Genomic DNA, 19,329 nt, shown 5'->3' with positions numbered 1-19,329 from the left:
TATGAAAAACGAAGTAAAAACAACACTTATTCAAAATATATTTAGAGTCTTATTAGCACTTTTTATGATTTACGCTGGATTTAGTCACTTGACTTTTAATCGAATTGATTTTCAAGCTCAAGTCCCTGATTGGATTCCATTAAGCAAAGATTTAGTAGTAATCTTATCTGGAATAGTAGAAATTGGATTAGGTCTTACCTTATTATTTTGGAAAACACAACGTGCCAACATTGGCTTAGCACTTGCACTATTTTTTATTCTAGTTTTTCCAGGAAATATTGCTCAATACCTAGATGGTAAAGATGCCTTTGGTGCTTTAGATTCGGATCGAGCACGTTTAATTCGGTTGTTTTTTCAACCTGTATTAATTGTTTGGGCTTTATGGTCTGCTGGTTCTTGGAAAGCTTGGAAAATGAGAAAAGAATAAAATTCTATTAAAAAAGGAAAAATGTTAATTCCTTATTTCTTACTAACTTTTTTCTTTGGTATTTTAATAAAAACTTGAGTGCCATTTCCATCGCTACTAATAATTTCAATTTTACCTTTGATAGTATTTATCCGCTGCTTAATGTTTTTCATACCAATACCGTCTGTTGTTTTTGAGGTATCAAATCCAATTCCATTATCGATTACAGAAATAGTAAGTAATTTTTTTGAGGTTGTTAGTATAATCGTACAATTTTCAGCTTTAGCATATTTGTTAACGTTTGAGCATAGCTCTTGTAAAATTCTATAAATATTAATTTTGATGACAGAGCTATAATTATCCCATTTTATTGATGGTTCAATTTTACATGAATATACTGTTGGAGAAATTTCATCTATTGTTTCTACAACTTTGTTTAATAAATATTTATAATCTATTTGATTAAAATCTGTTTCATGATCTAAATCGTGTGATAAGTCTCTTATTTCTCGTTCAATTTTTTGAAGTTCAGTTATATGTGTTAATCGCTTTTCTTTAGTAAATTCATCATCAGAACTATTTAAAAATCCGAGATTTAATCTAACGCTATAAATATCATTCATAACACCATCATGCAATTCTTTTGCAATCCTATTTTGAACATTTTCTTTGATTTTAACCAATTGAATTTGATTCTCCTTAACTAATTCATATAATTCATTATCAGCAGCTTTTCTTAATTCTAAAAATTCAATTTCTCTTTTCTGTGCTTTTCTATGTCTAATTCCTAAAATAATCAAAAAAGCAATTATTAAAAAAGAACCAATTAAAAGAAGATTAAAATTTCGTTTAATTAATTGTTCATTTGCACTTTCAAGCTTATTAGTTTCATATTCAATACGAGCAAATTTATTACTACTTGATCTTTGCTGTCTTATAATACTATCACTCACCTTTATATACTCATTTTTGTAATAGGCACTTTTGGGTAAATCTACCTTTGATAAAAAATCTAATGATTTAAGAATTTCGTTACCACTATTAAAACGCTTTGATAACATTAAAGCCTCATTAAAATACTCTTTAGCCTTTAATGAATCTTTTAGAATTAGACGAAATTCTCCATAATATAAGATCTTGTAGAGATAACCTTTATCATTTTTGTTGTTTTTATTTAAGAAAAGTGCTTCTTCAAACAATTTATTTGCTTCATCAAGATCTCCATTTTTCATTTTAGAATAAGCCAAATTTCCAATTACTAGGTTGTAAAGGTTTGGCCATTTCTCTTTTAATTCTTTGGATTTTACTTTACTTAATTCAGATATTGACTTTTTGTATGCTCCTTTTTTATCATATATATTACATAAGTTAATCACATTTAAAACATAATAATCATATATTGATTCGATATCGTCTTTATAGTCTTCGCTTAAGTCATAATAAACTTCTTCTGCTAAACGGAAATAATATAAAGCTTTATCATATTCTTCTAATTCGTTATGTATAGAACCTTGAAGTGAATAACATGAATATTTTAACTTGTAATTTGTAGAATTGCTTAAGTTTTGTAAAGCTTTTATAACTTCCAGTTCACTTTCAGCGTAATTTCCTTCATAAAAAAGCAAATATGACTTATTAAAATAGACTTTCGCTAACTTTCCCTTATTATCTAGTAATCTGAATATTTTCTCTGATTCTTTATAATAATAGTAAGCGCTGTCTTTTTTTGTGAATTCATAACAATCACCCATGTAATATAAAGCTCTACCCATTCCAACTGAATCCGATAGTTTTTGTGATATATCAAAAGCTTTTTTACTTAGGTTAAAAGATTTTTTATTGTCTTTTAAATAATAGTATTCCGCAGATAACTTAAGTGTTAAGTTTTTAGCAAAAGTGTCATTAGGCATATTATCAATTTTCTTTAAAATTGAATCTAAAAAAAAGGCTTTGTCTTCATTAGAAGACAAAGCATATTTTTCTGAACCTAAAAATGCAATTAGATTATTATCTTTTATTTCTTTTCTTGAACAAGAAATTAAAAAAGCGGTAAGTAATAAAATGAAAAGATATAAATATTTATTTCTCAAATCTTCTTTTTATCAAATATATAAAATCTAATTGAAACTATAATTAAATTAGTCTTTATCTTTTTTGATATATGGTTCACCTTCTACAGTTTTAGTGCTAGAGTCTCCTAGAGAATCACCTTCTCTTGCAAAAATAGATTCGTCAATATTTTGATTAACTTTTAAGTTTTGAGTTGGTTCAATTGATTCAGTTTCAGCAGTACATGAAACAATAAATAATCCTGATGCAATAGCGGCTAATGTTAAAAATTTTTTCATAATAGGTAAATTTAGATTTGTTTTTTTTTGGGGTTTGTATTCAAATTTTTTATTGGACACATATTTATATACAAAGGCAGGGAAACCTTTCTAATAATAATTAAAGAATTCCCTTTCTTTAATTACTAACAATGCATCAAATTTTAATTGTTTTGAACAGTACAAATTTATTGAACCTCTCAGAAAATGAACTATAAACCAAGTGACAATTAGTAAGTCGCATTATGGTTTAAGTAAGTAACCTATAATTTAATGTAACTGACAATATTTATTAACCAATTCTTCGAATAATGGTTTCAATATTGTCTTTATAAGTTCTTGAAAAAGGAAGTTTGTATTCATTATTAAACAAATAGCAATCAGATTTACTAATATTTATCCTACTCACATAATTAATGTTTACTATATAACTGTTGTGAATTCTAAAAAAATAAAAAGGCAATTGACTTTGGAAAAACTTTAATGTTTTGAATCCAGAAATTACTTTACCATTTTTTAAATAGAAATCTGTCGTATTGTTGTCAGCCATTAGATAAACAATATCTTCAAAAGGAATAAAATAATAATCGCTATTGGTTTTAATACATAAGTTTTCTTGTACTGATTTTTTAGAAAACATTCCATATTTCAAGAAGGCTTTTCTAATTTCAAATATGGTTAATGGTAATAAGATATAATCCATTACTCCATATTTAATAGCTTTATAGGCGTTTTTATCTTCTTTATTTATAGCTATTATATAAGGTAAGTGTTCGATATAACGTTGAAGTTCTAGTATAAAATGAAGAGGTATATCATCTGTAAAATGAAAAAAGATAAGTTCAGGCTTTTTTTCAATTATCGCATTAAGTGCATTTTCGAAATCACTATAAACTCCTACACATACAAAATCAACAAATTGCTGAAAATCATTCATATGATTTTCAACTGCTTTTGTTGAATCAATAATAATATAGGAATTAAGCACTAGTTATTAATTTTGAACAAAATTAATCTCCTAAAACGGTTATTCAATACGGTTAAACCGTAAAACACTTACGGTTTATGCCTTATCTTTAAAGCAAATTAGTTACAAAATGTTTTTTTAATATAATGGGATACTCATTTCAAGTAAAGTACTAGCTAGAATTAAAATTATATTTCTTTAAAAAAAACATTGTTAAAATAGATATTTAGATAAAAGGCACTGAAAATTAACTTATTGAAGTTAAAAAAACTTAATTTAATGTACCAAATTTTACTTAATTTAGCCCATCAAATAATAAAACAAAATTAATGCTAAGAATTTCCAAATTCTATTTAATTATAATACTCTTTTTATATAATAGTCAAAATATATGGTCTCAAAATATTTTAGACAACTTAATAATTAAAAAGACACTTTCTCAAGATTGGGAATTAGATAGTATCGATAAAAAAGGAACATTTAAATTAGTTTCTTATCGACCAATATATGTTACTGCTGGAAGATGGACAAGTAAACCAAATTCTAAACCTTTTAGCGAAAACCCAGACTATTCAGCTACAGAAATTGATGATTATAATAAATTTGAAGCTAAATTTCAGATAAGTTTTAAAACAAAAATTGTTCAATCTGCTTTTTTTGGTTTAGGAGATATTTGGGTAGGTTATACTCAAAAAGCACATTGGCAAGTGTATAACAAAAAGTTCTCAAGAGCTTTTAGAGAATTAAATTATGAACCAGAGGTAATCTTTAATTTCCCATTAAAAACTAAACTTTTTACAGGAAACATAAGGAATGTTGGTTTATCTCTAAATCATCAATCTAATGGAAAAGATTTACCCAATTCGAGAAGTTGGAATAGAATTATTTTTAATATCGGTTATGAAAGTGATGATTGGATAGTAAATTTTAAACCATGGATTCGTCTTAAAGATGAAGATGATGAAAATCCAGAAATCACTAAATATATTGGAGATTCTGAAGTTTATGTTGGCTATCACTATTTAAAACATGAATTTTATGCAATTGCAACTCACCCCTTAACATCATTAAAAAGAGGAGGAATACAACTAAATTACGTTTTTCCTATCAAAGGACACATTAGAGGACAAGCGCAGTTTTTTCATGGTTACGGAGAAACTTTATTGGATTATAATCACAGACAAACAACATTGGGAATTGGAATATCATTTGCTAATTGGTAATCTAAAAAGATTTTCATATTTTTAAATTAAATTTATATAGATAATGAAAAATAATTTTTTAATAATACTATTCATTTTTTCTACTACTTTAGTTTATTCTCAAACCGTTTCTATTGACAGTTTGCAACATTATGAAGGCAAGAAAGTTACAGTTTGTGCAAAAGTACAAGGTATATTTGTATCCAATAAAACCAAGAAAACTACGTTTATTAATTTTGGGAATCCTTATCCAAAGGAGAAGTTTGTGGTTGTAATATTCGAAAAAGACTTAGTAAATTTTAGTTATAACATTCCAACTCATTTAAAAAACAAAAAAGTTTGCATAACGGGAATTGTTAAAATGTATAAAGGAAAACCCGAAATTATTGCAACAAAAGAAGAACAAATCGTAATTCAGTAAAAATAAAATAAAACAAAATGAAATTATATTATTTACATGAAAACAATGTAAATGTTGGTCCATTTAATATTGAAGAATTAAAAGCAAAAAAAATAACATCATTTACTCCAATTTGGTGTGAAGGTTTTGATACTTGGAAAACTGCTGGTGAAATTGATGAATTAAAACCCATTTTAAATGAATTACCATCACCAATTCAAGCCTCTAATCTTAATGAGAAACCTATTTATATAGAACCAAAAGATAACTTTTTAGGTTTTAACAAAAGAAATGTCCTTTTAGTTATAGTAGGATTTGCTATCGTTTTGTTCACCTTAATTATTATGAATTATCAATCCAATAAAATAATTAATATTGAGAAAGCTAATAAAGAAACTCAAAAAGAAAATTACCTAAAAAAGATTGAAAGCCAAAAACAAAAGTTAGAAGAACAATCCAAAATTTTAACTGAAAAAGGTGAAGCCGAAAAAGATCGATTTAATAAATCGCGAATAAAAGCAGATGAAGATACTTATAAGGAGATTTTAAATGCTATTTCAAATAGTTATAAAGCATTAGAAGACGCAAAAGATGATTTAGAAAAAGCTAAAGGATATAGAATTTTTCGTTCGGCAAAAAAAAAGGAACAGCAAATTAATGATGCAGTTTACGAAATTGAAATTTGGCACCGTAAAATTGAACTCTTAAAATTAGAAAAACGCGAAATTGAAATTCGATTGAATTGATTAATCTTGAACCATTAAGAAGTTAAGGTTTTAAAATAAAAAATGTTTTACTTTACTTAGTAAATATAAGTCAAAAGGAATTGAGGTTTAAGAAATATTAATTTCTAATATTTCTTAATTTGTTACTAGTAAAAAAAACATAAAATAGCACATCTTAATTTTTGACATCGTATTTTTGCAATATGAATGATAATTTCACAAATGAATTTTTCGGTATTGGAATACAAAATGGTAAAACTCCAGAAAATCTTGGCGTTTTGTGGCGTTCAGCTCAAAATTTAGGAGCAAGTTTTATTTTTACTATAGGAAATAGATATGCAAAACAAGCTAGTGACACACATAATGCAGTAAAATCTATGCCTTATTTTCACTACGAAAATTTTGAAGATTTCTTTAAAAACCTACCTAAAGGTGCTCGTTTGGTTGGAGTTGAACTAGATGAAAAAGCCGAACATTTAGAAACATTTCATCACCCAAGACGTTGTGTTTATCTTTTAGGCGCAGAAGATAACGGATTAACGAAAGCTGCTATTGAAAAATGCCATGCTTTGGTAAAATTTAAATCAGAGATGAGTTTAAATGTTGCTGTTGCCGGAAGCATTGTACTTTATGATAGAGGAATTAATAAACCTAGGTCATAAAAAAACCGAAACTTACATTTCGGTTAATATTTTATTTTTTGTTTTTAACTTTACAAGTATTTACTCCAAAAATTGTATAAGCTGGGCAAAATTGAACTGAAGAAGTAACAACCATTAAAATCCCTACTACTAAGAGAACCCACATTAATGTTCCTTCAACGACATTACCCATAACTAATATTAGCGCAATAATTCCTATCATAATTCTTAGAAATCTATCACCATTTCCTACATTTTTTTTCATAGCCTTTTAGTTTTTTAGTTAATTTTCAATAGGTTTGCTTGCTGCATTCCAGCCAATCATTCCACCATCTAAATCATATACTTGTTTAAAGCCATTGTCTCTTAAAATAGCTGCTGCTTTAGCACTTCTTCCTCCAGATTTACAATAAACCATAACCGGTTTTTCTTTGTCCAAAGATGCAATTTTAGCTTCAAAATCGTCAGAAGTAACATCCATATTTACTGCATTGACAATATGCCCGTCAGAAAATTCTTCTGTAGTTCTTACATCTATTATTTGGCTAGTTGATTCTTTCATTTGTTCTTCAAACTTATTAGAATCTACTAAATTAACGCCTTCTTGTTGTTTTACACATGAACAAGCCATTACTAATAAAACACTTAAACTTAAAAATATATTTTTCATCCTTTTAATTTTTTATAAAAATACTAAAAATTTATTTAATTTTTATGTTGATTAATAATTTCTACTAATTGATTTTTGCTTAAAACTCCAGATTGTCTCCAAAGCATCTTTCCTTCTTTAAAAAGCATAAAGGTCGGAACTCCTCTCACCATAAACTCAGCAGCCAAATCTTGATGCTGATCAACATTAATTTTAATAATCTTTACAGCATCCTTTACAGCAGTTTTTGTTTCTTGTAAAATGGGTGACATCATTTTACATGGTCCACACCAATCAGCATAAAAATCAACTAGTACTAACTGACTTTGGTTTATTATTTCATTAAATTTTGCGTTCATAATCTTTAATTGTTTAAAACAAATTTACGACATTAAGCGACCTAAATATGTAATAAATGTTACAAATCTCAAATATGATAATTATCATTTTTAATTTGAAAAACCTACACTATTTTTGAGTAAATTAAAATAGTCATGTTGCAAACGCTTGTACAAAAATATAATGTTCCTGGACCAAGATACACAAGTTATCCGACTGTTCCTTATTGGGAAGAAAAATTATTTTCAGTAGAGAAATGGGAAGCTTCATTTAAAAAATCATTTGATGAATCAAATATTACTGAAGGTATAAGTCTCTATATTCATTTACCTTTTTGTGAAAGTTTATGCACTTTTTGTGGTTGCAACAAACGAATTACAAAACGTCATGAAGTAGAACATCCGTATATAGATGCAATTTTAAAAGAATGGAAATTATATTGTGACTTATTATCTAAAAAACCAATTATTAAAGAAATTCATTTAGGTGGCGGAACTCCAACTTTCTTCTCTCCTGAAAATTTAAAACGCTTAATTAACGGAATTTTTGAGAAAGCTGAAAAAGCACCTCAACATGAATTCAGTTTTGAAGGTCACCCAAACAATACAACACGCTTACATTTACAAACCTTATACGATTTGGGTTTTAGAAGAGTTAGTTTTGGAGTTCAAGATTATGCAGAAAAAGTTCAAGAAGCTATTCATAGAATTCAACCTTTTCATAATGTTGCAAAAGTCACTTTTTGGGCAAAAGAAATTGGTTATACTTCTATTGGTCATGACTTGATTTTTGGATTACCTTTTCAGACTTTAGAAGACGTTTTGGATACAATTGACAAAACAAAATCTTTACAACCAGATAGATTAGCTTTTTATAGTTATGCTCATGTGCCTTGGATAAAAGGAAACGGCCAAAGAGGTTTTAAAGACGAAGATTTGCCAAAAGATGATGAAAAGCGTGAATTGTATGAAAAAGGTAAAATTCAGTTAGCTAAAAATAATTATATCGAAATTGGAATGGATCATTTTTCTTTGAAAGAAGATAGCATGACCAAATCGTTTGAAGAAGGAAAATTACATAGAAATTTTATGGGTTATACTTCATCAAAAACACAGTTGATGATAGGCTTAGGGGTTTCCTCTATTAGCGATAGTTGGTATGCTTTTGCTCAAAATGAAAAGACTTTAGAAGATTATTATACTCGTTTAGAAAAAGATGAATTACCTGTTTTTAGAGGTCATTTATTAACGGATGAAGATTTAATCATTAGAAAACATATCTTAAATTTGATGTGTCAGTTTACTACTTCTTGGGAAGATGATGCTATGAAGTTCAAAGAAATCAATGACGTTATAAAGAATCTTCAGGAAATGAAAGCAGATGGTTTGTTAGCTATAGTAGGAAATTCAATACTAGTTACTGAAAAAGGAAAACCTTATGTGCGTAATATTTGTATGGCTTTTGATTTACGATTGATTAGAAATGCACCACAAACACAATTGTTTTCAATGACGATTTAGATTGTTAGATTTTTGGATTTTTCGAACTATCTAACTATCAACACTAATGGCAATTCGCTTCTGGTTGCACAAACAGGCTCATATTACTTGGAGAAATGTATGGAATATCTAACCCTAAACCTCTTACTATAAATAACATTCCAATTAAAATAGTTAGAATTGGAATAGCTTTTTGAATAGTGTTTCTTGTTTTTGGTGTGATGAAATTAGCAATATAAACTACAGCGCTCATCATAGGAATAGTACCTAAACCAAACAAAAACATATAGAATGTTCCCAATGATACACTTTGCATTGCAATTGCGCCAAATAAAGCCACATAAACCATTCCGCAAGGCAAATAACCATTAAGTAAGCCAATTGTGAAAAGAGACTTATAACTTTTGTTTTTGAATTGTTTTCCTAAACTTGATTTTACGTTGGAAATTACTTTATAAACAGGCCTTGAAAAATTATAACGAGCAAAAACTTTTTCAGGAACAATTGCTACAAGTATCATTAATAAACCTACTATAATTGAAAGTTGTTGTTGTAATCCGGCAATGAATAATCCTTTTCCCAATAAACCAAATAACAATCCTAAACTTGAATAAGCTGTTAATCTTCCTAAATGATAAGTGAAAATTTGAGATGTTTTTTTAGCAGGATTATTTCTATCAACAGGTAACATCATAGCAATTGGACCGCACATTCCTATGCAGTGAAAACTACTTATTAACCCTAATATGATAGCTGAGTAAATCATTTTTTTAAAATTAAAAAGTGTGTTTTAGATAATGGATTAAAATAAATACTAATAACCAATAAACTAATTAAGAATCACCATTACCTAAAAGCACACCTTTTTTTAAATTCTAATATTTTAAATTCTAATAATAAATTGTTTCTTTATTTAAATAGTTGGAATCATTATAAGACCAATCTACAGAAATGTCCCAAAGACCACCAACCAAATTACTATTAGGTATGAGCAAATTTGAAGAAGATAATGAAATTGGAATTTCAAAATCTAATTTTTGGCTTGATGGTCTGTATAAGGACACTTTTCCTTTAATGTTTTTATAATCAAAATCAGATGGGAAAACAATTGTTAATCCTTCAGCTGATTTTTTAACCACAACTTTTTGTACCAATTTATTAGCACTTTGTTGTTTTTCTATATTTCCTTGAACTTGTTGTTCTTTTTTATAGTAATCTTCTGTAACTAATTCATTATCATATTTGGAATCTGATTGTACTTTAAACACAAAGTATAAGATGAATGTAATGAATAGTCCAAAAGCTATAACTATTGCTGTTCCCCAATTAATTTTCATTTTTTTTATTTTCTATAATGAATTATCTAAATATTCGAAAATCTTAATTAAAACTTCTTGGTCCTAAAAAGTTAGTTTTTGTAGTTTCAATAAGTTCGTCTTTGTTGTATATTTCTATTTTAACTCTGGTTTTATCTCCTTCTAAGAAAGCTGGATTTATTTCAATAAACAATGTTCCTTGAGCTAAACCTTCTTTATCTATTTTTACGTAAGGATTTCCGACCAATTTAATAGTTCCTTTTGGACTAACCAATTTAAAATAAACACTATCAAAATCTTTAACCGTCTTATTTACGATTTTATAAGTAAAAATATTACTGATGTTTTCTCCTTTGTGTTCAAATAATTGTCCTGGTAATCTTAAAACTGTAGCTTCAACATCATTTCTCATGAATAACAAACTAATCAAAACTCCAATCAATATAGTTAAAACAGCAATATAACCTTTCATACGAGTCGTTATTCTAAACTTCTCTTTTGTAACGATTTCGTCTTCACTTGCGTAACGAATTAATCCTTTCGGTAATCCCACTTTTTCCATAATGGTATCACATTCATCAATGCAAGCGGTACAGTTTACACATTCTAGTTGAGTTCCGTTACGAATATCAATTCCAGTAGGACAAACGACTACGCATTGATTACAATCGATACAATCTCCTTTACCAGTTTCTGCTCTATTTTCTCTTTTATCCCATTTTGCTCTACCTGTTTCTCCTTCTCCTCTTACATGGTCATAGGTAACATTAATAGATTGATTATCTAAAAGAACACCTTGCATTCTTCCATAAGGACAAGCAATAATACATACTTGTTCTCTAAACCAAGCAAATACAAAATAGAAAATACTTGTAAAAATCAGTAAGGCAACTAATGTGCTTATGTTTTTAGCTGGTCCTTCTGTTATGTATTGAATTAATTTATCACTTCCAATTAAGTAAGCTAAAAATACATTCGCAATTATAAATGAAATTATAAAGAAGATAACCCATTTGGTTACTCGTTTTTTAATTTTATCAGCGTCCCATTTTTGTTTATCCAAACGCATTTGAGAACCTCTATCACCATCAATCCAATATTCTATTCTTCTAAAAACCATTTCTAGAAAAATAGTTTGCGGACAAAACCATCCACAAAATATTCTACCAAAAGCTACTGTAAAAAGTGTTAACCCTACAACACCCACAATCATTGCCATTACAAATAAATGAAAATCTTGTGGCCAAAAAGGAAACCCAAAAATGGAGAACTTTCGCTCCAATACATTAAAAAGTAAAAACTGGTTGCCATTAATTTTAATAAATGGTGCTGACAATAAAAAAGCTAATAAGATGTAACTTAATATCTTTCTTTTATCATAAAATTTTCCTGAAGGTTTTTTGGGAAATATAAAATTTCTTTTCCCTTCAGTAGTAATTGTTCCTATGGAATCTCTAAAACTTTCGTCTGGTAATTTTGACATAACTTCTGTGTTTTAAATACTTTGTTCTAAAACGAATTAAAAAAGGTTTTAAGCAACAACTTAAAACCTTTTTATTTTTTTATTTTGTTGCTGTAGAATCTACAACTGTTTCAACTTTTGCAGTGTCACTTGCTACTGCACCTTCTGCTTTGTATAGAACAGCTTCTGGTTCTGTTGGTTTTGGTTCTTTTGGATTAGAGCCTTGTAATGAAAGTACATAACTTGCTACTTTTTGCATTTCGGTTGGTTTTAATTGATCTTTCCAAGAAATCATTCCTTTTCCAGATCTACCTCCTTCTACAAGTGTATTAAATACATTTTTAATTCCACCCCCTAAAATCCAATATTCATCTGTTAAGTTTGGACCAATTGCTCCACCAGCATCAGCTCTGTGACAAGCTACACAGTTTGTTGTAAATATAGCTTTTCCTTCTGCTAATGATGTTGCATCAGTTAATAATGTAACACTTTCTTTATCCATTAAGTCTGGAGCTGTTTTTAAATATTCTTTAATATCTATATCAGCTTGAGCCATTTCTGCTTCAAACTCTTCTGCTTGAGTATAATCTCCATATATTTGAAAACGAATAAAGTAAACAACAGCAAAGATTACGCAACCATAAAACAAATATACCCACCAAGGTGGCAATACATTATCTAGCTCTTTTATGCCATCATAATCATGTTCTAACATTACATCTTCTTCTTGCTCAATTGACTTAGAACGTGTCATTTTTGCAACAATTCCTTGATAGAATTTACTTTCTGTAAAAGGTAATGCTTGTGCTTCTTTTAATTGTTGTTTTTGTTCTGCAGATAATAAATGATATGTTACATTATCAACTGCACTTACAACTATTTCTATTGCGATTAATAAAAACAGAAATACTCCTAAAAATAAGGATACCATTGGAAATTCTATAAAGGCAGGTTTAGCTCCTGAATCTATAAAGTATTCCATTGCTGCAAAAACAATTGCAAAAAGAACAGGAACTCTTACATATGCTGGAATTAATTTTTTCATCTTTAACTTGTTTTAATTTTAGCTTAGCTTTTAGTTTGAATAAAGTTCCTCTTTCCTTTTCAAAAAGCAAGAGGAAACTTTAATTATTGTTCGTCTTTAAATGGTAATTCACTCAATTCTTTAATCTTATCTTTGCTGTAAGTCATTGCCCAAACAAAGAAAGATACAAAAACTATAAAGAAAATAACCAACGATATTATAGGATAAATATCTACTCCATTGATAGTTTCAAGATTGTGTTTTATAAATTTTAACATAACTCTGGATTTTTAATTATTCTGTTTTTTTACTTTAATATCTGTACCTAATCGTTGCAAATATGAAATAAGTGCAACAATTTCTCTATCTTTCATTGGAACAAATTCTTCTCCTCTGGCAGCTGCAGCTTTTTTACTTGCCTCGTAAGATTTAACAAAATCTGGATCATTACTCAAGTTTTTCTCAATTTGAGCCGATTGTATATCCATATTTTTTCTAGCATTTGCAATATCTTCTTTAGTATATGGAACTCCTAAAGTTACCATTACTTCCATTTTCTTCTCAATATACTCATGATCCATTGGTTCGTTAGCATACATCCATTTGTAACCTGGCATAATAGAACCAGATGATGTACTTTGTGGATCCCACATGTGATTAAAGTGCCAATTATCATTATACTTTTGTCCAACTCTGTGTAAATCTGGACCAGTTCTTTTAGAACCCCATAAGAATGGGTGATCATAAACATATTCTCCTGATTTAGAATATTCACCATAACGTTTTACTTCAGAACGGAATGGACGAATCATTTGCGAGTGACAGTTATTACAACCTTCACGGATATATAAATCTCTACCTTCTAATTCTAAAGGTGTATAAGGTTTAACACTTGAAATAGTTGGAATGTTAGATTTTACAACCAACATTGGAACTATTTGAACAATTCCACCAATAGCAACTGCAACTGTAGTTAATATTGTAAACTGAATTGGTCTTCTTTCCAACCAAGAATGCCAAGCTTCACCTTTTAATTGTTTGTTAGAAATTTTTACTAAAGCTGGTGCTTCTGCTAATTCATCTTCCACAGGTGAACCTGCCATAACCGTTCTAACTATATTGTAAACTAACACAAGAATACCAATAAAATATAATGTCCCACCAACAGCTCTCATAGCATACATTGGCATAATTTCAGTTACTGTTTCAAGGAAATTTCCATAAACTAATGAACCGTCAGGATTAAATTGTTTCCACATTGAAGCTTGTGTAAATCCTGCAACGTACATTGGTAAAGTGTATAAAATAATACCTAAAGTCCCAATCCAGAAGTGGAAATTTGCTAATCCTGTAGAGAATAATTTTGTTTTTGTCATTCTTGGTATTAACCAATAAATCATACCAAAAGCCATAAATCCATTCCATGCCAATGTACCAACATGAACGTGTGCTACAATCCAATCTGTATAGTGAGCAATTGCATTTACGTTTTTAAGAGATAACATTGGGCCTTCAAAAGTTGCCATACCATAACCTGTAATTGCAACTACGTAGAATTTTAAAACAGGATCAGTTCTAACTTTATCCCAAGCACCTCTTAAAGTTAATAATCCATTAATCATACCACCCCAAGATGGAGCAATCAACATAATTGAAAATACAACTCCTAAATTTTGAGCCCAATCTGGTAGTGCTGAATATAATAAATGGTGAGGTCCAGCCCAAATATAAATGAAGATTAAAGACCAAAAGTGAATGATTGATAATCTATAAGAATAAACAGGACGATTTGCGGCTTTTGGCACATAATAATACATCAATCCAAGAATTGGTGTTGTAAGGAAAAACGCTACTGCATTATGTCCGTACCACCATTGCACTAAAGCATCTTGAACTCCAGCATAAGCTGAATAAGATTTAAATGCAGAAACTGGAATTTCGATACTGTTGAATATATGAAGCAAAGCAACTGCAATAAACGTAGCTAAATAGAACCAAATAGCCACATATATATGTCTTTCTCTTCTTTTTATAATTGTACCTATCATATTTACCCCAAAAGCAACCCAAATAAGTGCAATTGCAATATCAAATGGCCATTCTAATTCGGCATATTCTTTAGAAGAAGTATAACCTAAAGGCAAAGTAATTGCTGCTCCAAGAATTATTACTTGCCAACCCCAAAAGTTTAATTGACTTAAGAAATTGCTATACATTCTAGTTTTTAAAAGTCTTTGTAAAGAATAATAAACTCCTCCAAAAACAGAATTACCTACAAAGGCAAAAATAACTGCATTAGTATGTAATGGTCTTAATCTTCCGTAACTTAACCATGGAATTCCATCGGTCATATTTGGAAATAAATACATGAAGGCTACTAAAAGACCTACCAACATTCCTATAACTCCAAAAGCAATTGAAGCATAAAGGAAGTTTCTCACAATTTTGTTGTCGTAATAAAATTGTTCTTTCTCCATAATTAATTCATTTTTTGTTTATCTGTTTTTGTCAATTTGTTTGTACTCTTTACTAATTCATCATCGAATAGCATTCTGACTGATGGCGTATAATCATCATCATATTGTCCACTCTTAACTGCTTTTATAAAAGCAAACAAGAAGACAACCGCAACGAATATACTTACTGTGATTAAAATATAAATAACACTCATACCTTTAAGTTTACTTAGCAAATGTACTACCGATTAGAATCATAAAATATGACAAATGTCATACTTTAAAATTTTGTTAAAATTATTTTTTATTGCATTTTCTTAGCGTAAAAGTTACTCATTATAGTTACAAAACTAACCACTGTAATCGAACTTAATGGCATTATAATAGCAGCAACTAATGGTGACAGATTACCCGTAATAGCAAATGATAAACCAACAATATTGTACAATAATGACAAGCCAAAACTCATGTATATTGTTAGCATAGCATTTTTAGAATACTTCAAGAAATAACCAATTTTCGAAAATTGAGTTGCATCAATAATTCCATCACAAGCAGGTGAAAATACATTTACATTTTCTGAGATAGAAATTCCAACGTTACTTTGAGCTAATGCTCCAGCGTCATTTAAACCATCACCAATCATCATTACATTTTTGCCTTGTTTTTGAAGACTTTCAATATATTCTAGCTTTTGTTCTGGCTTTTGATTGAAAATTAACTCAGTGTCTTTTGGTAATAAAGATTGAAGGTTTTCCATTTCTCCTTCATTATCACCTGAAAGAATTTTTAATTCATACTTGTTACTTAATTTTTTAAACAATTCCTCTACTCCTTTTCTGTATTGATTATCGAAGACAAAATATCCTTTATATTCATTATTTATTTTTATATGAACTTTTGTTTGTTTGGTATCGCTTTCATCCGTAATTCCAATTAATGAAGCAGAACCTATTAATACAATCAAATTATTGGCTTTAGCAACAATTCCTTTTCCGGTTATTTCTTCAAATTCTTGTATTTCCAGTTTAGGTGAATTCGGCAAAAATTCATAAATCTTTCTACTTAATGGATGATTTGAACCTCGAATAACACTTTTTAATAGGGATAATTCTTCACTTGTTAAATCATTTCCTTCAAATTCAATATTTGATTTTTTATTGGAAGTAATGGTTCCAGTTTTATCAAAAACTATAGTATCTACTTTGGCCAATTGTTCAATTACTGTTGCATTTTTGAGATATAATTTTTGTTTTCCCATAATTCGTAATACGTTTCCTAATGTAAAAGGAGCTGTTAATGCTAAAGCACAAGGACAAGCCACAATTAAAACTGCTGTCAGCACATTAAAAGCTGTTGAAACATCAATAAACAACCAAAAAATAAAAACAACTAAAGCTAATAATAATAAAATAGGTGTGAAATATTGACTTACTTTATCCGTTATCGTTTTATGTTTTTGATCTATTTTCTTTTGAAAAATATCATTACTCCATAATTGGGTTAAGTAACTTTGTGAAACAGAAAATAAAACTTCCATTTCAATTACACTTCCTATCATTCTTCCACCAGCATATAATTTATCTCCTGATTTTTTTTCTATTGGAATAGCTTCACCAGTAACAAAACTGTAATCAATTGAAGCTTTTTCAGCAATCAAAATCCCGTCAACTGGAATTAATTCTTGATTTCTAATTAACAATCGATCTCCTTTTTCAATATCATAAACTTGAACCGGAATTTCAGTTCCGTCTGAATTTAATTTGGTAATTGCAATTGGAAAATAAGACTTATAATCCCGTTCAAAAGAAAGAAAACTATATGTTTTTTGCTGAAACAATTTCCCTAATAACATAAAGAAAATCAATCCGGTAAGACTATCGAAAAATCCTTGTCCGTAATCAAAAACAATATCAACTGTACTTCTAACAAACATAACTAGAATTCCTAAAGCAATAGGAATATCAATGTTTAACATTTTAGATTTGATGCTTTTATAAGCTGAAACATAATAATCTGAAGCTGAATATAAAAATGATGGCAAAGCCAATGCAAAAATCAACCATCTAAAAAATCCTCTGTATTGATTGATCCAAAATTCATCAACTTCAAAATATTCTGGAAAAGATAATAACATAATATTTCCAAAACAGAAAAAAGCAACTCCAGCTTTGTAAATTAAACTTCGGTCTACTTCTTTTTTACCTGTTTCGTAATTATCTAGACTTATGTATGGTTCATATCCAATTGAACTCAATAAATAAACAATATCTTTAAGTGAAGTGTCTGTTGAATTAAATGTAATTCGGACTTTCTTTTCAGGAAAATTAACTTGAGAAGAACTTATTCCACTCTGCAGTTTTTGTAAATTTTCCAAAATCCAAATACACGAGCTACAGTGTATGTGAGGAATATAAAGTGAAACAATAGAAGTTGTATCTTCTTGAAATTCCAGCAGTTTTGTAATAATTTTTTCATCGTCTAAAAAATCGTATTTTCCTTTAATCTCTTGTGGTGTTGCACCTGGTGCATTTTCAAAATCATAATAACAAGATAAATCATTCTGACTAAAAATTTCATAAACAGTCTTGCAACCATTACAACAAAAACTTTTTTCGTCAAAAACAACTTCGTCTTTTTTTATAATTTCATTACCACAATGGAAACAGTTATTTGTATCCATAAATTTGCTCTTTTTACCTGTAACAAAGGTTGCAATTGTTGATAAAATAAAATATGATATTTGTCATACTTTAAGTATATTTGTAAAAGGTTAAATAAATAATCAATGAGTAATTGCGACCAATGCATAGTTAGACAGTTTAGCTCTTTAAAAGCTCTTAGAAAAGAGGAATTAATTAAGATGGCTAATTGCAAAACTTCTTACACCATTAAAAAAGGGGACCCTATTTTTGAAGAAGGAGATACCGTTAATGGAGTTTATTGTGTAAAAGAAGGTGTTTGTAAAATGACAAAACTATCTGATAATGGAAAAGATCAAATAGTAAAACTAGCCAAACCAGGTGAACTTCTTGGTCAAAGGTCTTTAATTAGTGAAGAAGCTGTAAACTTAAGCGCAATTGCTTTAGAAGATATGGAAGTTTGTTTTATTCCTAAATCTGAAATCATGGGTTTCTTTAATGAAAACAATCAATTCTCAATGAATGTGATGAAAAACATTTGTGATGATTTAAAAATAGCAGATGACCATATGGTAAATATGGCACAAAAAAATGTAAAACAACGTTTGGCTGAAACCTTATTATATTTAGAAGAAAATTTTGGCATAAATGAAGACAATACTTTAAGACTTCAATTGTCTAGAGAAGAATTAGCTGGAATTATTGGAACAGCCACAGAAAGTTGCATTAGATTGCTATCTGAATTTAAAAAACTAAAATTAATAGAACTTACTGGAAAAAAAATTACTTTACTAGATAAGATAGCTTTAAAAAAAATAGCATAAAAAAAGAGCCAATTGGCTCTTTTTTTTTATTCAACAGGTCCATCCCATTCGGACATTCCTCCTAATAAATTGTAAGCTTTTTCAAAACCTAGTTGATTCATTATAGCACAAGCTTGAGCACTTCTTCCGCCAGCTGCACAATAAACATAGTAATTTTTATTTTTATCTAATTCATCTAACATATAGATAAAGCCTTGACCTTTATATATATCAATATTTAATGCTCCTGGTATTTTCCCATTGTTAAATTCATCATCGGTTCTAACATCAAGAATAACAGCATTTTCATCTGCTAAAAAGTTACTCCACCACTCTTTTTTATCTAAATTCATATTCTTATTAATTTTACAGCAAAGTTACACTCAAAAATATAATTAAAAAATTTTAACAAAAAATTAATTAACACTTGTATATACAATTAAAAAATATGTTACATTTGTACCGTTAATA

General features: G+C 28.7%; 22 protein-coding genes. 7 read left to right on the top strand and 15 right to left on the bottom strand.

Features of this window, described 5'->3' with window-relative positions; genetic code table 11:
* The first annotated feature begins 1 nt into the window (after position 1).
* Entirely contained in the window at positions 2–427 is a 426-nt protein-coding gene (locus G507_RS0104270) for a DoxX family protein (protein ID WP_026716326.1), read from the top strand.
* Positions 428–459: 32 nt separating this feature from the next.
* On the opposite strand, the gene G507_RS0104265 is transcribed toward G507_RS0104270, so the two are convergent.
* The 3 genes from G507_RS0104265 to G507_RS0104255 all read right to left on the bottom strand — a co-directional run bounded on the left by G507_RS0104265 (position 460) and on the right by G507_RS0104255 (position 3,721).
* A complete protein-coding gene (locus G507_RS0104265; protein ID WP_026716325.1) occupies positions 460–2,496 on the bottom strand; it encodes a tetratricopeptide repeat-containing sensor histidine kinase in 2,037 nt (678 codons plus the stop codon).
* 48 nt (positions 2,497–2,544) lie between these two features.
* The gene (locus tag G507_RS0104260) at positions 2,545–2,754 is read right to left on the bottom strand and encodes a hypothetical protein (RefSeq protein WP_157496482.1); all 210 of its coding nucleotides are present in this window, start codon (positions 2,752–2,754) and stop codon (positions 2,545–2,547) included.
* Positions 2,755–3,025: 271 nt separating this feature from the next.
* Positions 3,026–3,721 carry a LytR/AlgR family response regulator transcription factor gene (locus tag G507_RS0104255; RefSeq protein ID WP_026716323.1) on the bottom strand — a complete coding sequence of 232 codons (696 nt, stop codon included), beginning with the start codon at positions 3,719–3,721 and terminating at the stop codon, positions 3,026–3,028.
* Positions 3,722–4,029: 308 nt separating this feature from the next.
* Here G507_RS0104255 and G507_RS0104250 point away from each other — a divergent pair, with 308 nt between their 5' ends.
* The 4 genes from G507_RS0104250 to G507_RS0104235 all read left to right on the top strand — a co-directional run bounded on the left by G507_RS0104250 (position 4,030) and on the right by G507_RS0104235 (position 6,689).
* Positions 4,030–4,923, top strand: a complete 894-nt coding sequence (locus G507_RS0104250) for a phospholipase A (RefSeq protein ID WP_026716322.1) — start codon at positions 4,030–4,032, stop codon at positions 4,921–4,923.
* Positions 4,924–4,966: 43 nt separating this feature from the next.
* Positions 4,967–5,323, top strand: a complete 357-nt coding sequence (locus G507_RS0104245; RefSeq protein WP_026716321.1) for a hypothetical protein — start codon at positions 4,967–4,969, stop codon at positions 5,321–5,323.
* Positions 5,324–5,340: 17 nt separating this feature from the next.
* Positions 5,341–6,048 carry a DUF4339 domain-containing protein gene (locus tag G507_RS0104240; RefSeq protein WP_026716320.1) on the top strand — a complete coding sequence of 236 codons (708 nt, stop codon included), beginning with the start codon at positions 5,341–5,343 and terminating at the stop codon, positions 6,046–6,048.
* A 182-nt stretch (positions 6,049–6,230) separates the two neighbouring features.
* The gene (locus G507_RS0104235; RefSeq protein WP_026716319.1) at positions 6,231–6,689 is read left to right on the top strand and encodes an RNA methyltransferase; all 459 of its coding nucleotides are present in this window, start codon (positions 6,231–6,233) and stop codon (positions 6,687–6,689) included.
* A gap of 31 nt (positions 6,690–6,720) precedes the next feature.
* Here the strand turns inward: G507_RS0104235 and G507_RS0104230 are convergent, their stop codons facing one another.
* Genes G507_RS0104230 through trxA form a run of 3 tightly spaced genes read right to left on the bottom strand, consistent with a single transcriptional unit; the run spans position 6,721 to position 7,676 of the window.
* A complete protein-coding gene (locus G507_RS0104230) occupies positions 6,721–6,933 on the bottom strand; it encodes a YgaP family membrane protein (RefSeq protein ID WP_026716318.1) in 213 nt (70 codons plus the stop codon).
* Positions 6,934–6,951: 18 nt separating this feature from the next.
* Positions 6,952–7,338, bottom strand: a complete 387-nt coding sequence (locus G507_RS0104225) for a rhodanese-like domain-containing protein (RefSeq protein ID WP_026716317.1) — start codon at positions 7,336–7,338, stop codon at positions 6,952–6,954.
* A 35-nt stretch (positions 7,339–7,373) separates the two neighbouring features.
* Positions 7,374–7,676 carry a thioredoxin gene (gene trxA, locus G507_RS0104220; RefSeq protein WP_026716316.1) on the bottom strand — a complete coding sequence of 101 codons (303 nt, stop codon included), beginning with the start codon at positions 7,674–7,676 and terminating at the stop codon, positions 7,374–7,376.
* A 135-nt stretch (positions 7,677–7,811) separates the two neighbouring features.
* On the opposite strand from trxA, the gene hemN reads away from it, so the two are divergent.
* Complete coding sequence (hemN, locus tag G507_RS0104215; RefSeq protein WP_026716315.1) at positions 7,812–9,176, top strand: oxygen-independent coproporphyrinogen III oxidase; 1,365 nt, start codon at positions 7,812–7,814, stop codon at positions 9,174–9,176.
* A 43-nt stretch (positions 9,177–9,219) separates the two neighbouring features.
* Here the strand turns inward: hemN and G507_RS0104210 are convergent, their stop codons facing one another.
* From G507_RS0104210 to G507_RS0104180, 8 genes are all read right to left on the bottom strand, one after another.
* Positions 9,220–9,921 carry a sulfite exporter TauE/SafE family protein gene (locus G507_RS0104210; protein WP_026716314.1) on the bottom strand — a complete coding sequence of 234 codons (702 nt, stop codon included), beginning with the start codon at positions 9,919–9,921 and terminating at the stop codon, positions 9,220–9,222.
* Positions 9,922–10,045: 124 nt separating this feature from the next.
* A complete protein-coding gene (locus G507_RS0104205) occupies positions 10,046–10,492 on the bottom strand; it encodes a FixH family protein (RefSeq protein ID WP_026716313.1) in 447 nt (148 codons plus the stop codon).
* Positions 10,493–10,535: 43 nt separating this feature from the next.
* Complete coding sequence (ccoG, locus tag G507_RS0104200; protein WP_026716312.1) at positions 10,536–11,954, bottom strand: cytochrome c oxidase accessory protein CcoG; 1,419 nt, start codon at positions 11,952–11,954, stop codon at positions 10,536–10,538.
* A 79-nt stretch (positions 11,955–12,033) separates the two neighbouring features.
* Positions 12,034–12,978, bottom strand: coding sequence for a cbb3-type cytochrome c oxidase N-terminal domain-containing protein (locus tag G507_RS16390; protein ID WP_035665602.1), 945 nt, complete (start codon positions 12,976–12,978; stop codon positions 12,034–12,036).
* Between the two features lie 83 nt (positions 12,979–13,061).
* Complete coding sequence (locus G507_RS17510) at positions 13,062–13,235, bottom strand: cytochrome C oxidase subunit IV (RefSeq protein WP_084518927.1); 174 nt, start codon at positions 13,233–13,235, stop codon at positions 13,062–13,064.
* Between the two features lie 12 nt (positions 13,236–13,247).
* Complete coding sequence (ccoN, locus tag G507_RS0104190; RefSeq protein ID WP_026716311.1) at positions 13,248–15,434, bottom strand: cytochrome-c oxidase, cbb3-type subunit I; 2,187 nt, start codon at positions 15,432–15,434, stop codon at positions 13,248–13,250.
* A 2-nt stretch (positions 15,435–15,436) separates the two neighbouring features.
* Positions 15,437–15,628, bottom strand: coding sequence for a cbb3-type cytochrome oxidase assembly protein CcoS (gene ccoS, locus G507_RS0104185; protein ID WP_026716310.1), 192 nt, complete (start codon positions 15,626–15,628; stop codon positions 15,437–15,439).
* 89 nt (positions 15,629–15,717) lie between these two features.
* Positions 15,718–18,096: a heavy metal translocating P-type ATPase gene (locus G507_RS0104180; RefSeq protein WP_026716309.1), complete on the bottom strand. Its 2,379-nt coding sequence runs from the start codon at positions 18,094–18,096 to the stop codon at positions 15,718–15,720.
* 105 nt (positions 18,097–18,201) lie between these two features.
* Between G507_RS0104180 and G507_RS0104175 the strand changes: the two genes are divergently transcribed.
* Positions 18,202–18,879: a Crp/Fnr family transcriptional regulator gene (locus tag G507_RS0104175; RefSeq protein ID WP_026716308.1), complete on the top strand. Its 678-nt coding sequence runs from the start codon at positions 18,202–18,204 to the stop codon at positions 18,877–18,879.
* A gap of 26 nt (positions 18,880–18,905) precedes the next feature.
* On the opposite strand, the gene G507_RS0104170 is transcribed toward G507_RS0104175, so the two are convergent.
* Positions 18,906–19,211 (bottom strand): rhodanese-like domain-containing protein, encoded by a 306-nt coding sequence (locus G507_RS0104170; protein WP_026716307.1) that lies wholly within the window; start codon positions 19,209–19,211, stop codon positions 18,906–18,908.
* Positions 19,212–19,329: the final 118 nt, after the last annotated feature.

The organism is Flavobacterium gelidilacus DSM 15343 (assembly GCF_000422685.1).
Classification (GTDB): domain Bacteria; phylum Bacteroidota; class Bacteroidia; order Flavobacteriales; family Flavobacteriaceae; genus Flavobacterium; species Flavobacterium gelidilacus.
The sequence above is the reverse complement of the archived record's forward strand: the minus strand, read 5'-3'. Positions and strand labels throughout refer to the sequence as shown.

Excerpts from the sequence above, each read along its gene's own strand:
- G507_RS0104205 (WP_026716313.1), bottom strand. The coding sequence starts at position 10,492 with ATGAAAATTAATTGGGGAACAGCAATAGTTATAGCTTTTGGACTATTC.
- ccoN (WP_026716311.1), bottom strand. The coding sequence starts at position 15,434 with ATGGAGAAAGAACAATTTTATTACGACAACAAAATTGTGAGAAACTTC.
- G507_RS0104170 (WP_026716307.1), bottom strand. The coding sequence starts at position 19,211 with ATGAATTTAGATAAAAAAGAGTGGTGGAGTAACTTTTTAGCAGATGAA.
- hemN (WP_026716315.1), top strand. The coding sequence starts at position 7,812 with ATGTTGCAAACGCTTGTACAAAAATATAATGTTCCTGGACCAAGATAC.
- G507_RS17510 (WP_084518927.1), bottom strand. The coding sequence starts at position 13,235 with ATGTTAAAATTTATAAAACACAATCTTGAAACTATCAATGGAGTAGAT.
- G507_RS0104270 (WP_026716326.1), top strand. The coding sequence starts at position 2 with ATGAAAAACGAAGTAAAAACAACACTTATTCAAAATATATTTAGAGTC.
- G507_RS0104225 (WP_026716317.1), bottom strand. The coding sequence starts at position 7,338 with ATGAAAAATATATTTTTAAGTTTAAGTGTTTTATTAGTAATGGCTTGT.
- G507_RS0104210 (WP_026716314.1), bottom strand. The coding sequence starts at position 9,921 with ATGATTTACTCAGCTATCATATTAGGGTTAATAAGTAGTTTTCACTGC.
- ccoS (WP_026716310.1), bottom strand. The coding sequence starts at position 15,628 with ATGAGTGTTATTTATATTTTAATCACAGTAAGTATATTCGTTGCGGTT.
- G507_RS0104175 (WP_026716308.1), top strand. The coding sequence starts at position 18,202 with ATGAGTAATTGCGACCAATGCATAGTTAGACAGTTTAGCTCTTTAAAA.
- G507_RS0104180 (WP_026716309.1), bottom strand. The coding sequence starts at position 18,096 with ATGGATACAAATAACTGTTTCCATTGTGGTAATGAAATTATAAAAAAA.
- trxA (WP_026716316.1), bottom strand. The coding sequence starts at position 7,676 with ATGAACGCAAAATTTAATGAAATAATAAACCAAAGTCAGTTAGTACTA.
- ccoG (WP_026716312.1), bottom strand. The coding sequence starts at position 11,954 with ATGTCAAAATTACCAGACGAAAGTTTTAGAGATTCCATAGGAACAATT.
- G507_RS0104230 (WP_026716318.1), bottom strand. The coding sequence starts at position 6,933 with ATGAAAAAAAATGTAGGAAATGGTGATAGATTTCTAAGAATTATGATA.
- G507_RS16390 (WP_035665602.1), bottom strand. The coding sequence starts at position 12,978 with ATGAAAAAATTAATTCCAGCATATGTAAGAGTTCCTGTTCTTTTTGCA.
- G507_RS0104240 (WP_026716320.1), top strand. The coding sequence starts at position 5,341 with ATGAAATTATATTATTTACATGAAAACAATGTAAATGTTGGTCCATTT.
- G507_RS0104260 (WP_157496482.1), bottom strand. The coding sequence starts at position 2,754 with ATGAAAAAATTTTTAACATTAGCCGCTATTGCATCAGGATTATTTATT.
- G507_RS0104250 (WP_026716322.1), top strand. The coding sequence starts at position 4,030 with ATGCTAAGAATTTCCAAATTCTATTTAATTATAATACTCTTTTTATAT.
- G507_RS0104235 (WP_026716319.1), top strand. The coding sequence starts at position 6,231 with ATGAATGATAATTTCACAAATGAATTTTTCGGTATTGGAATACAAAAT.
- G507_RS0104245 (WP_026716321.1), top strand. The coding sequence starts at position 4,967 with ATGAAAAATAATTTTTTAATAATACTATTCATTTTTTCTACTACTTTA.